11 protein-coding genes are annotated in these 11980 nt (G+C 52.2%); 4 read left to right on the top strand and 7 right to left on the bottom strand.

What is annotated here, in order from left to right; genetic code table 11:
* Positions 1 to 176: 176 nt before the first annotated feature.
* The gene (gene rpiA / locus ACTH5D_RS12095) at positions 177 to 848 is read left to right on the top strand and encodes a ribose-5-phosphate isomerase RpiA (RefSeq protein WP_441671570.1); all 672 of its coding nucleotides are present in this window, start codon (positions 177 to 179) and stop codon (positions 846 to 848) included.
* Positions 849 to 883: 35 nt separating this feature from the next.
* On the opposite strand, the gene waaA is transcribed toward rpiA, so the two are convergent.
* Genes waaA through ACTH5D_RS12080 form a run of 3 tightly spaced genes read right to left on the bottom strand, consistent with a single transcriptional unit; the run spans position 884 to position 4694 of the window.
* Entirely contained in the window at positions 884 to 2176 is a 1293-nt protein-coding gene (waaA, locus tag ACTH5D_RS12090; RefSeq protein WP_441671568.1) for a lipid IV(A) 3-deoxy-D-manno-octulosonic acid transferase, read from the bottom strand.
* Positions 2176 to 3606, bottom strand: coding sequence for a bifunctional D-glycero-beta-D-manno-heptose-7-phosphate kinase/D-glycero-beta-D-manno-heptose 1-phosphate adenylyltransferase HldE (gene hldE / locus ACTH5D_RS12085; RefSeq protein WP_441671566.1), 1431 nt, complete (start codon positions 3604 to 3606; stop codon positions 2176 to 2178). The genes waaA and hldE overlap by 1 nt, the downstream gene beginning before the upstream one ends.
* Complete coding sequence (locus tag ACTH5D_RS12080) at positions 3603 to 4694, bottom strand: glycosyltransferase family 9 protein (RefSeq protein WP_441671564.1); 1092 nt, start codon at positions 4692 to 4694, stop codon at positions 3603 to 3605. The genes hldE and ACTH5D_RS12080 overlap by 4 nt, the downstream gene beginning before the upstream one ends.
* On the opposite strand from ACTH5D_RS12080, the gene ACTH5D_RS12075 reads away from it, so the two are divergent.
* The gene (locus ACTH5D_RS12075; protein WP_441671562.1) at positions 4693 to 5397 is read left to right on the top strand and encodes a 3-deoxy-D-manno-octulosonic acid kinase; all 705 of its coding nucleotides are present in this window, start codon (positions 4693 to 4695) and stop codon (positions 5395 to 5397) included. The two genes, ACTH5D_RS12080 and ACTH5D_RS12075, sit on opposite strands and share 2 nt — an antisense overlap.
* A gap of 16 nt (positions 5398 to 5413) precedes the next feature.
* Here ACTH5D_RS12075 and ACTH5D_RS12070 read toward each other — a convergent pair whose 3' ends face one another.
* Both ACTH5D_RS12070 and ACTH5D_RS12065 read right to left on the bottom strand, forming a co-directional pair.
* Positions 5414 to 6313: a glycosyltransferase family 9 protein gene (locus ACTH5D_RS12070; RefSeq protein WP_441671560.1), complete on the bottom strand. Its 900-nt coding sequence runs from the start codon at positions 6311 to 6313 to the stop codon at positions 5414 to 5416.
* Positions 6310 to 7347: a glycosyltransferase family 4 protein gene (locus ACTH5D_RS12065; RefSeq protein WP_441671558.1), complete on the bottom strand. Its 1038-nt coding sequence runs from the start codon at positions 7345 to 7347 to the stop codon at positions 6310 to 6312. Before ACTH5D_RS12065 ends, ACTH5D_RS12070 begins: the two co-directional genes overlap by 4 nt.
* Before the next feature lie 83 nt (positions 7348 to 7430).
* Here ACTH5D_RS12065 and ACTH5D_RS12060 point away from each other — a divergent pair, with 83 nt between their 5' ends.
* On the top strand, positions 7431 to 8183 hold the full coding sequence (locus ACTH5D_RS12060; protein WP_441671556.1) for a glycosyltransferase family 2 protein: 753 nt from the start codon (positions 7431 to 7433) through the stop codon (positions 8181 to 8183).
* 86 nt (positions 8184 to 8269) lie between these two features.
* Complete coding sequence (locus ACTH5D_RS12055) at positions 8270 to 9913, top strand: sulfatase-like hydrolase/transferase (RefSeq protein ID WP_441671554.1); 1644 nt, start codon at positions 8270 to 8272, stop codon at positions 9911 to 9913.
* A 3-nt stretch (positions 9914 to 9916) separates the two neighbouring features.
* Here ACTH5D_RS12055 and waaF read toward each other — a convergent pair whose 3' ends face one another.
* Together waaF and rfaD are read right to left on the bottom strand one after the other, a co-directional pair.
* Positions 9917 to 10963 (bottom strand): lipopolysaccharide heptosyltransferase II, encoded by a 1047-nt coding sequence (gene waaF / locus ACTH5D_RS12050; RefSeq protein ID WP_441671552.1) that lies wholly within the window; start codon positions 10961 to 10963, stop codon positions 9917 to 9919.
* Positions 10956 to 11912: an ADP-glyceromanno-heptose 6-epimerase gene (gene rfaD / locus ACTH5D_RS12045; protein ID WP_441671550.1), complete on the bottom strand. Its 957-nt coding sequence runs from the start codon at positions 11910 to 11912 to the stop codon at positions 10956 to 10958. Before rfaD ends, waaF begins: the two co-directional genes overlap by 8 nt.
* Between the last annotated feature and the right edge of the window lie 68 nt (positions 11913 to 11980).

Raw genomic sequence — 11980 nt, 5'->3', positions numbered from 1 at the left:
ATCTTTTTGACGGTTGCTTCTAGCATGCGGGTATCCCAAGGGAAGAACGTGAACGGACAAAGCGTTTATTGGTAGCAGATTACGGCTAGCGGCGTCTAGCCGTGTTTCCATCGGCAAGCACCGTTTAGGCCGTTATACTAACGTCACTACCTCATTTCTATTGCACAAGGCTTGCTATGAATCAGGATGAATTGAAGGCCGCAGTGGCGGACGCTGCGATTGAAGAAATTAAATCTCAGCTCGAAAAAGATACCATCTTAGGCATTGGTACGGGCTCTACGGCCAACCTATTTATTGATCGCCTGGGGCCGCTACGTCATCTATTTCAAGGTGCCGTGGCCAGTTCCGACGCAAGTGCTAAACGTCTCGAAAAACTCGGCATTGAGGTATTTGAGCTCAACAGCGTTGGCACGGTGCCCTTTTATATCGACGGCGCAGACGAAGTGAATGCAAACTTACATATGATTAAAGGCGGCGGCGCTGCGCTTACCCGTGAAAAAATTGTCGCCGCCTGCGCCGAGCGCTTTATCTGCATCGCAGATGGCTCAAAGTACGTGCCCCAGCTAGGTAACTTCCCCTTACCGGTTGAGGTCATTCCCATGGCACGCTCCTATGTCGCCCGTGAGCTGGTGGCGCTGGGTGCAGAGCCGGTTTACCGCCAGGGAGTGCTGACAGACAACGGTAATCCTATTATCGACTGCTACGATTTCATGATTAGTGACCCTGTCGCGATGGAGGCCAAAATCAACGCCATCGTCGGCGTCGTCACCAACGGCCTGTTTGCCGCTCGCAGCGCCGATGTTCTGCTGTTGGGTAAACCCGGCGGCGTAGAGCGCATAGTCCGTTAAATGAGCCCGCTAAATTAGCCAGTTAAGTCAGTGCGCTAACGAGGTAACAACGCTTCCAGCCCCTCAAGCGTTCGGGCCAGTGCTCCGGTGTGGCGATGAATTACTTCACGACCGGCTTGCCCCACTTGGAGGGCAAGCTGCGGATTAGCGAAATAATGCGCTAAGGCGCTCGCCAAAGCCTCTGGGTTTTCGACCAGCGTTAGCGCCCCTGCCGCCTGTAGCGGCTCAGCCACATCGGCAAAATTTTCGATATAAGGGCCGCTGAGTACAGGCCTTCCTAGCGCTGCCGGTTCTAGCACATTGTGCCCTCCAAGCGGCACCATGCTACCCCCCACAAAGGCAACACGGCCCGCCGCATACAGCGTTGCTAGTTCGCCCAGCGTATCGCCTAGATAAACCTGTGTTTGCGCCGTCACGGGCTGCTGCTGGCTGCGGCGGCTGAGCGCCCAACCTGCGGCAAGGCAAGCGTTGGCTACGTCATCAAAACGCTGGGGATGGCGAGGTACCACGACCAGCAGCGCGTCTGGATAGCGTCGCAGCAGCAGGCCATGGGCCTCAAGTAATAGCGCTTCTTCGCCTTCGCGAGTAGAGCCAGCCACCCAAACCGGGCGCTCTCCCCGCTCTTTAAGTAAGCGTTCACTCTCACTAAATGCCTTTTCCTGACTGACCATTTCGAACTTCAACGAGCCAACGAGGCTGATGGCTTCTGCACGACAACCGAGTGCTTTAAAACGCTCGGCGTCTGCCGGTGACTTTGCGGCTAGCCAGCGAATATCGGCAAGGGTGGTGGCCATTAACGGGCGTAAGCGCCGGTAGCGTTTGAAAGCACGCGGCGATAAACGTCCATTAACAACAGCCACCGGCACGTCTTGTTGGCAACAGGCGTGTATCACGTTGGGCCACAGCTCGGTTTCAAATAAAATAGCCAGCTCAGGCTGAACACGCCGCACAAAGCGTTTAGCCGCGCCGGGAAAATCCAGCGGCAGAAAACAATGCGTTAGCCGAGCTTGATCGAGGGAGGACTGCTCATTGATCAATGACTGGACCTGCCCAGCGCCGCTAGCCGTCATGGTCGTCAGCACAACGCTGTGCCCTGGATAAGACTTTAAGAGCCCTTCAATCAGCGGCCGGGCGGCGCGCACTTCACCCACCGAGGCACAGTGCAGCCAGATACGTGGCGCGGGCGGAAGCTGCCCAAGCCTTATGCCAAGACGCTGCCATCGTGAGTGAGTGCTTACCTGCTCTCGCCAGATGCGCCAGCCGATCAGCGGCGATAGCGTATAGAGCGCCGCTGAGTAAGCAAGCCGTGGCCAAGCCGGTGAGGCCATTAGCGCTCGCGATCTAGAATGGAGCTAATCATCGCAGAGGTAGAGACACCGTCTTCAAACCCAAGCACTTTGACCTCGCCTCCATTGGCAATAACGGCGGCCCCTCCGGCAATATCTTCGGGCCTATAGTCCCCCCCTTTCACCAAAATGTCCGGCAGTATCGATTCGATCAGCGCTTGGGGCGTGTCATCACTAAACGGCACGACCCAATCCACGGCGCCGAGCCCCGCTAACACCTGCATACGTCGGATTAGCGGATTGATTGGCCGCTTAGGCCCCTTTAGACGGCCAATGGAAGCATCGTCATTGACGGCCACGATTAAACGGTCACCGAGCCGCTTGGCCTGCTCTAGGTAAGCAACATGTCCGGCGTGCAAAATATCAAAGCATCCGTTGGTCATCACCACCCGCTCACCTCGCAACTGAGCAGCACGCACCGCATCCGCCAGCACAGTGGGCTCAATCACGCCAAACTCGGCCAGTTTGTCACCGTGTAACGCAGTATACAGCTCGGCGATCGACAGGATCGCCGTGCCAGGTTTGGCCACCACTAACCCCGCGCCTAAATTAGCCAGCATCATTGCTTCGGGCAGCGCGTGCCCCGCTGCTAATGCCAGCCCCATCAGGCCAATAACGGTATCGCCGGCACCGGTCACATCAAACACTTCCTGAGCACGCGTCGGTAAATGTAGAGGCGGCTTGCCTTCGCGGATCAGCGTCATGCCTTTTTCGCTACGGGTAATGAGCAGCGCTTCCAACGCTAGCTCAGCGCGCAGCGCTTCACCGCGGCTTGATAACTCAGCATCGGTGGCGCAGGGGCCAACGACCGCTTCAAATTCAGCTAGATTGGGGGTCATTAAACTCGCCCCGCGGTACTTGCTGAAATCTTGTCCCTTGGGATCAATCAACACGCGCTTACCGCTGGCACGCGCCTTAGCGATGAGGCTTTCAACTTGGTTCAGCGTGCCTTTGCCGTAATCAGAAAGGATCACAATATCGCAGTGAGGTAGCGCCGCATCCACCTGGGCTAAAAGCTCGGTGGTATCGACACTATCCAGGCGCTGTTCAAAGTCCAAACGCAGCAGCTGCTGATTGCGACTCATCACACGAAGCTTCGTAATCGTTGGCGCATCGGCACTATGTTGAAAGTAAGTGCTCACACCGGAAGCTAAAAGGCTTGCTTCCAGCAGCTGAGCGTTATCGTCTTGGCCCACCACTCCAGCCAATACGGCGTGGCCTCCTAGCGAGGTAATGTTCAATGCCACATTAGCGGCTCCGCCCGGGCGGTCCTCAACGTCTTCGACGCGCACCACCGGCACCGGCGCTTCTGGCGATATACGCGAAGTACCACCGTGCCAATAGCGGTCTAACATCACATCTCCCACGACCAGCACACGGGCCTGCTCTAGGGCAGTTAAATCAATTTTCATAGATGCTCCTTAACGCTAGCCGTTACAGCGGTATGCGCCAAAAGTGCATCTAATTTGGCGATAACATCATCTGCTTTAATCAGCATCATGGCGCTGGGATGGCGAACTCGCTGGCCCCAATTAACGTCCTCCACCGATTTGTGGAGATAGGTACGCACAGCCTCTGGATAAGCGTTGACCGCGAAGTCACGCCAGCAATAAGGCGCAGCGCGCTGAGGATTGGTCGATGCATATAGCCCCAGCGCTGGCGTGCCCACGGCGTTGGCCATATGAATAGGCCCAGTATCCGGCGCGATCACTGCGCGGGCTTGGTCAATTAGCGCCAGAACCCCTTTCAAGGACGTGCCGCCAATAGCATTAATGACGCTGTCAGGCTGACAAAGCGTTTCAATGTGATCGCCTATTGCACGCTCTTGAACACTACCCCCGCCGGTCACCACGCTTTTAAGACCGTGATGTACCCAAGCATGTTCAATAACACTGGCGTAACCTTCTACCGACCAATTGCGGAAATTACGCAGGCGAACATTGCTGCAAGGATTAATCACGAGATAAGGCGTCTCGCCGCTAATCACGCGGGCCTCGTTGAGCGCCGTCGACGAGATGGGTAAATCCCATTCCAATCGGTCGTCTTCTACGCCCAGCACGCGTGCAAAGTCCATAAACGACTCCAGCACGTGAGCATTGGAATGGGGCGCTAGCTGGTACTGGGTAAACCAGTGCTGGGCATCTTTGGCACGCGCTTTGTCGTAACCCACCCGCACATTGGCCTTTAGCCCCAGCGACAGAACGCTGGCGCGAATGGCCTGTTGCATATGCAGCAGCACGTCAAAGCGAGTATCGGCAAGCTGACGCCACAGCGCGCGCATGCCGGCAAGGCCGGTTGATTTGTCGTAAACGACGAACTCGACCCCGGAAAGGCCTGCCAGTAGACTGTGCTCCCCCTTACCTATAATCCAGGTAATACGTGCGTCAGGCCACTGGCGCTGTAACGCCCGCACCGTGGGCACCAGATTGCATACGTCTCCTAAAGCAGAGAGGCGCAAAACGGCAATGTGTTTGGGCTGAACAGGCAGAGAGGGCTTCATGCGCTTAGCGGCACTCCGGCAGAAAAATAGTCTGATTTTACATGATGCAGACAGTTTATGTGACGCACCGGGAACACACCAAATTCATCCGGGCTTATTCACCAGCGATTATTGGCGCAGCCAGGGGCTCATTGTGGGCGAAGCCCCGGGGCGAGGTAGCAGTTTTTTTGTGCAAGCAACGCCTACTGAACAATGGGTATTAAGGCCTTATCGACGCGGTGGTATGGCGGCCAGACTAAGTGAGAAACGCTATCTTTGGACAGGAACTGAGCGTACACGAGCGTTTCGCGAGCTGCGCTTAACCGCCGCTCTTTTTACGCAAGGGCTCCCCGTACCGCGCCCCGTCGCCAGTTGCGTTACCCAGCATGGTTTAACCTATGAGGCTGCATTGATGACGGTACGCATCCCCGGTGCACGGGCGCTAGCCGAGCTGCTTAACCGCCGCCAGGCAGATGATGCGTTATTGCAGCAGGTAGGCTCGATGGTTAAACGCTTTCATCAGGCAGGGCTTGATCACGTGGACTTAAATGCCCGCAATATTCTGATCGATAGTAGCGGCACGCCGTGGTTGATCGACTTAGATCGCTGCCGGCTACGCTCGCCGGGCAAGTGGCAGAATGACAACTTAACGCGCCTGAAACGATCGCTTATTAAATTTAACGCGGAAAATAGCTATTCATCAATACTAGACGGCTATCAGTAATTGCATAGCTTTTACACTAGGCCTTTTGCTCTAACAGCTCTTTTGCTAACTGCATCACGTCATCAACCGCAATAGCATCCACGCCAATAGAGCAAGAAACAGAGCGGCTATTGATTCTCGTCAAAAACCACTCGGGCAGAGACTCTTTAAATAGCACAATTTGCCTGACACCTAGAATGTGGGCAATGTGAGAAGGCCCACAGTCATTGCTAATAAAAATCTTACATTCTTCTACCATGCTAAACAGAAGATCGACACTCGGCTGATTAAAGACCGTATATCCTTTGCTTTTTAGTATGCTTGTTTCTTCAGTTTCTTGCGGGCCCGTAATGAAAAACACGTTTTTCTCACCGTTTTCGACAAACTGATCAGCCAACTGCATGTATTTTTCTATTGGCCACTTCTTTTCCTCTTGACCTGCCCCCGGAACGAGCAAAACACTGTCTAAAAAACGTTCATCGTGGTTAATAAACTGTTTCAAATAAGGGACAGAAGATGCGAATGTTTCATTCATTAATTGTAAAAACAAATCCGCTCTATAGATAGATACATCTAACGGTAGCGTATGCGTGTAAAAAGCACCCATTTTCTTAAATCCAACGCGATGAGGTATCTTCAACAACAGCATTTGTAGAGCAACACCAATACTCGAAGGCCTTAAATTGAATCCGATATCAAAATTATATTTTTTAAGCAAATAAAATTTATCTCTTTTATCAACAACTTCTAAACCATCTAAAAATCCACTATCGACAAGAAAACTAGCACCATTGTTTTTTGTTACGCCAACCAATGTAGCCCCTGGGTACTTTTTCCTTAGCATCACTAAAAATGGCACGTGCACTAAATGGGCACCAAAAAAAGGCCTGTTATGTAAAAAAATCACAATATGGCGTTCATTTAATAGCATTGTCATTTTTGGGCTAGCTCTTTATATCGCTGACTATACTTCTCAGCCATCGCATCACTAGTGTAAAGATGCAGTGATGAAAATGCAGTATCTACAACATGATGCCTTAACATAGCGTTGTCTCTGAGCATTAAGAGCCGATCTTTTATTTCACTAGCACTGCCAACAGAGACCAGAAAACCTGTTTCATTAGTTTTTATAAGATCAGGGATGCCGCCCACATCGCTCGCTATAATAGGGACCCGAGCATTCATCACGTCCAAAAGCACCGACCCTAACCCTTCATTTCTTGAAGGAAATACAAACACATCAAATCCAGACAAATAATCATTAACATTATCTTTAAAGCCCGCCCAGACAATATTACTAGTACCTTCGCTTTCTTTTTTAAGCACTGCCTCGTCTTCGCCTTTACCGAAAAAAACAAAAACATACTCAGGGTAATCATGTTCTAAATTTTTAGCTACTTCCATTAACACGCGTTGCCCTTTATGGCGATCCACAAGCGCACCAGCATGCCCAACAATAATTTTGTTTGGATATTGCTGCCTAAACTCAACGGCTACTTTCGGGTCGTTTACAGCGCCAGAATGAGCACTTGGAATCGTGTATATAGAAGACGTGGTAAAGCTTTTTAGCTGCTCGGCAATAACGCTAGAAATCGCCACGCAGTAGCCTGCATTTCGATAAAAAACACTATTGCTCCATTTACGCTTAATTGGCGTATCGACACGGCGAGTAATAATATAAGGCGTTTGATAAAGCTTATGATGCAGCCAGGCCCAATGCACTGCTTTGGCTTCATGCGCATGGACAATATCAGCACGGCCTGCCTGCCTATGGCCAGCCAATTGATGACCTGCATTAACAAAGACCACGCCCGGCGTATCGGCTAGTTCAGCACGTAGCGGTGACGACAATTGACACACGAGTGTTTGGCGCTTTATCTCACTTAGCTTAGCGAGTGCTTGAATTAAAAGGACTGTTTGACGCTCTCCTCCACGAAAGCCTTTGGCCAGATTGACATGAATAATGTGCAAAAGCGCCTCCTGGGAGATATTGTGGCTTTAAAAACCGATATAATAGCATTGCTTTCTCATTCTCTGACAGGACAGACATCCTCATGCCCGCTGGCGTTAGCGTAGTTATCATCACTCGAAATGCTGCCTCGACGCTGCAGCGTACTCTGGATGCCGTGCAATGTTTCGATGACGTTGTGGTTTATGACAACGGCTCAAGCGACGACACAACGCATATTGCCTCTGGCTATTCGAACGTTTCACTGCATGAAGGTGATTTTCTTGGCTTTGGCCCCACAAAGCGTTTTGCGGTCTCTTTAGCCAAACATGACTGGATTTTGTCGCTAGATGCCGACGAGGCTCCCTCTAAGGAGCTTATTGAGGCCATCACCTCATGGTGCCCCAGCGCAGCCTCTAATGACCTTGGACAAATACGACGCGAGAATTGGATGATGGGCAGGCCTGTTCGCTATGCAGGGTGGGGTAATGACTGGCTCGTACGTCTATTCAACCGACGCTGCCATAATTTTAATGATGCGATGGTTCATGAATCTATCCTATTGAGCGAGACCAGCCGTCTGCAGCGATTGTCAGGCATCATTGAACATACGGCCGTGACAGATTTGTCTCAGTTTCTTGAAAAAATAAACCGCTACTCGAGCCTTCGCGCCGAGTCAGGAAAGCTTAAACACTATCCTGCCGCTATCGTTTTCCTAAAAGCCATCTTTGCTTTTTTACGCACCTATGTACTACAGCACGGTTGGCGCGACGGTTGGAGAGGATTAGTCATTTCTGTTTCCAACGCCAACGGCGTATTTTGGAAATACATGAAACAGTCGGCAAGAAACCGCCAATAACCTCAGAGCTATCTCTGAAAACCACCCTTTTAAAAGCAGGCGACACTAGATTGTTTACGGAATTCGCCTGACAAAATAGGTTATCTATGCATCCTCGTGCTATTCAAAAAATAGCGTTATTTATTATTGGCTTATGTCTTGGCTATGCGGTCACTGTACTGACACGCCTGCCGTGGTGGACACTGTTTATTGTCGCTGCCATGTGGATTGGCCTGGGGCTCAAACTGCGCTGGGGCCAACCCGCTAATGCTCGCTATCGCAAAATCTGGCCGTGGTCACTGTTACCGCTAAGCCTTTGGGGGATCTACGTTTACTTGGCAGATAGTTTTGGCATTGTCGACTTAGGAGCGGTGTTTTTCCATCTCCAGGCAGGCATCGCCGAGCATGGTGGCGCAGGTAAAATGTTTACTGCTGTGTTTTATACACTGGTCATGATCGGCGTGCTGGCGGCGGTCACCTGGTTATCACGCCACGACCAACGCTGGCGCTTAGCCGAGCGTTTTTTTGCTCTTGTACTCCTGGCTAGCAACCCGCTGCTGTTTGGCTTAGGCCAGCGCAGCGCATCCATTGTCACCGATGATGGGGCTTGGCTGGACCGGCGCTATAAGGCACCGCCTACCGAAGAGCTACAAGATCCGCCCAATTTACTCATCATGTATTTAGAGAGCCTCGAACGAACTTACTCCAATGAGCTTTTCGGCGATGTCTACGCAGACCTAGACGCACTTGGAGAGCGAGGCGCGGTCTTTGAAGGTATACGTCAGATGGATAACACCGGCTGGACGATGGCTGGAATGATCGCCAGCCAGTGCGGTGTCCCTTTAATGCCAGCCGGCCTTATCCACGACTCTCAATTTGAGCCGCTTTCAAAGGTAGCACCAGGCGTCGATTGTCTTGGTGACGTACTTGCCAAGCAGGGCTATCAGCTGAGCTATTTAGGCGGTGCCAGTACTCAGTTTGCAGGTAAAGGGTTGTTCTATCGTGGCCATCAATTCACTACCGTGAAAGGTCGGGAAGACCTAGAGCCGCTGCTAGATGACCCTGAGTATGTCAACAGCTGGGGGCTGTATGACGACTCGCTTTACGATATAACTGCCGACGAAATACGCCGCTTAAATAGCGAAGATAACGGCCCCTGGGGCGTTGTAAACCTCAACCTTGCTGGCCATGCGCCCCACGGTTACCCTTCGCAAGCCTGTGTGGAACAGCAGGGCGAATTCGATGGGCAGGATATCCTGTATTCCGTGCAGTGTTCGGCGTGGCTAGCGCGTCGTTTTATTGAGCGCTTAGAGGCAGAAGGACTTCTCGATAATACGCTCGTCATGGTGCTCAGTGATCATCTTACGATGCGCGTGTCGGTCTGGGATCAGCTGACGGCAATGGACCGTGATAATACGCTGATTATGATCGGAGACGGCATTGAGCCCCGGCGTATTCGCCGCGATGCGACGACGCTGGATATCTTTCCCACGCTGCTGGATGCGCTAGGATTTAACTTACCAGAGCAGCGAGCCGGCCTCGGAACGTCGTTGTTCAGTGATAAGCAGACGCTGGTCGAGATTCATGGCATTGAAGTAGTAAATCAGCGCCTAAGAGAGGAGACAGCGCTCCAACATCGACTGTGGGACGGGATATCCCCTCAGCGCCGCGAACCCCAAGAAGCCGCTCCTCTCGAGCAAACGCTGGAAACGCCAGCGGATATTGCCGACGAAATTGATATCATTCATTAGCCATCATGCCGCCCCGCTGCCCTGCTGCCCTGCTGCAGGTCCAGCGTGTATTGCTTGATACACCTGATCCACGCTCAGCTGATTAAGGCAGTTGGTATGCCCTAGTGGGCAGGTGCGCTCAAAGCAGGGCGAGCAGGATAGTGCAAGATAATGGATGGCGGCGTTATCCGTCATGGGCGGCGTGTAGACGGGTGATGAAGAACCATAAAGTGCATGAACGCGAACCCCTACCGCTGCCGCCACGTGCATCAAACCTGAATCGTTGGTGACCACCTGTCGGCAATCGGCCAGTAGATCAACCGCATCGGCCAGCTGCGTCTTACCGCAGAGATTATGGGCGTGGGCAAGCCCTTGCGCTATCGCCTCCCCTGCCGCGTGATCTTTTTGCCCGCCCAGCACGCGCACCTCGAAACCGTCTTGCACCAGCCGTTTTGCTAATGCATGAAAATAACTGATGGGCCACTGTTTGGCAGGGCCATACTCCGCGCCCGGCATCAAACCAACGGCCGGGCGTGATGAAAGTGAGTGAGCTAGGCGCAGGTTCACCAGGTTATCGCTGTCAATCTGCAAACGAGGCTTGGGTAATAAAAAGTCGCCTCTCTCCGTTTCAGCCAGTGGTAGCCCCAGCGATACAAAGCGCTTTACCGTTTGATCAAGCACCTGTTTATTGAGCTTACGGCGCTCTTTAAGCAGCCCGTAGCGATGCTCGCCTATAAAGCCAACACGCTCGGGTATCCGTGCCATAAAGGGTATAAGCGCGGCCTTCCAAGACCGGGGCAGCACAATGGCACGATCAAAGCGCCCACGCAGCTGCTTGGCCAGCTCCCGACGGCTAGCCAAGCCAAACTCTCCGTGGCCCACCGTCAGTGGCAAGACCTCACCTACTTCGGGCATACGCTCTAAAATAGGCTGCGACCACGCCGGTGCAACGACAGCAATCGTAGCACCGGGGTGACGGGCTTTTAAGGTCATAAACAAGCTTTGTGCCATGACCATATCGCCCACCCATGAAGGGCCAATAATCAGCAGACGCGGCGCAGGATTAGCCATTCAACCACCCCAAGTAGGCCTTAACCCCTTGAGCAACGGTTTTAAATTCAACATCACAGCCGCTTTCGCGCAGCGCCTCAATATCGGCACGCGTATAGCTCTGATAACGGCCTTTCAGTTCGTCAGGAAAAGCTATGTAGTCGATTTCACCTTTGCCGTAGAAATCGATTACCGCCTCACCTATCGCTTTAAACGGCTCCGCTCGTCCGGTACCCAGGTTGAAAATGCCTGACTTATCGGGGTTATCCAAAAACCATAGGTTCACATCGACGACATCACCGACATAAACAAAATCGCGGCTCTGCATGCCCGCTTCATAACCACCGTAAGCCCCAAACAATTTCAATGTTTCGTCGTTACGAATTTGCAGATGGTTGTGATACGCCACGCTGGCCATCTTGCCCTTATGCTGCTCACGAGGCCCGTAAACATTAAAATAGCGAAAACCCACCACCTGGGTCGTCAGCTCATTCCAGCGCGAACGCACATACTGATCAAACAGCAGCTTTGAATAGCCATAAACATTGAGCGGCTTTTCACACTCGGGCATCTCTTTAAATACCTCACTGCCGCCATAGGTCGCTGCAGAGGATGCGTAAAGCAAAGGGATACCCTGCTGTTCGCAATAATTCAGCAATACCTTGGAGTACTCGAAGTTATTTTCCATCATGTAATGGCCGTCCCATTCGGTTGTATCCGAACAAGCGCCTTCATGGAAAATGGCTTCAATATTAGGTAAGTCAGCACTCTCGCCCCTCAGCGCCGCTTTTATCCTAGCGAGAAAATCGTCTTTATCCAGGTAGTCGGCCAGCGTGCAGTCGGCTAAATTGACAAATTTGGTGCCGTCGCGCAAATCATCGACCACCACCACGTCGTTTCTACCGCGTGCATTTAACGCTTTAACCAAGTTGGCCCCGATAAAACCGGCACCGCCTGTGATCACAATCATGCTGTTCTCCTTATCTAAAGCGGCTTGTTGGCATACGTGCCTATAACCCATCTGCCTAGGATTGTATA

The organism is Halomonas sp. (assembly GCF_052095695.1).
Taxonomy (GTDB): domain Bacteria; phylum Pseudomonadota; class Gammaproteobacteria; order Pseudomonadales; family Halomonadaceae; genus Vreelandella.
The sequence above is the reverse complement of the archived record's forward strand: the minus strand, read 5'-3'. Positions and strand labels throughout refer to the sequence as shown.

Coding starts and splice junctions, on each gene's coding strand:
- rpiA (WP_441671570.1), top strand. CDS start 177: ATGAATCAGGATGAATTGAAGGCCGCAGTGGCGGACGCTGCGATTGAA.
- waaA (WP_441671568.1), bottom strand. CDS start 2,176: ATGGCCTCACCGGCTTGGCCACGGCTTGCTTACTCAGCGGCGCTCTAT.
- hldE (WP_441671566.1), bottom strand. CDS start 3,606: ATGAAAATTGATTTAACTGCCCTAGAGCAGGCCCGTGTGCTGGTCGTG.
- ACTH5D_RS12075 (WP_441671562.1), top strand. CDS start 4,693: ATGCGCTTAGCGGCACTCCGGCAGAAAAATAGTCTGATTTTACATGAT.
- ACTH5D_RS12080 (WP_441671564.1), bottom strand. CDS start 4,694: ATGAAGCCCTCTCTGCCTGTTCAGCCCAAACACATTGCCGTTTTGCGC.
- ACTH5D_RS12070 (WP_441671560.1), bottom strand. CDS start 6,313: ATGACAATGCTATTAAATGAACGCCATATTGTGATTTTTTTACATAAC.
- ACTH5D_RS12060 (WP_441671556.1), top strand. CDS start 7,431: ATGCCCGCTGGCGTTAGCGTAGTTATCATCACTCGAAATGCTGCCTCG.
- ACTH5D_RS12055 (WP_441671554.1), top strand. CDS start 8,270: ATGCATCCTCGTGCTATTCAAAAAATAGCGTTATTTATTATTGGCTTA.
- waaF (WP_441671552.1), bottom strand. CDS start 10,963: ATGGCTAATCCTGCGCCGCGTCTGCTGATTATTGGCCCTTCATGGGTG.
- rfaD (WP_441671550.1), bottom strand. CDS start 11,912: ATGATTGTGATCACAGGCGGTGCCGGTTTTATCGGGGCCAACTTGGTT.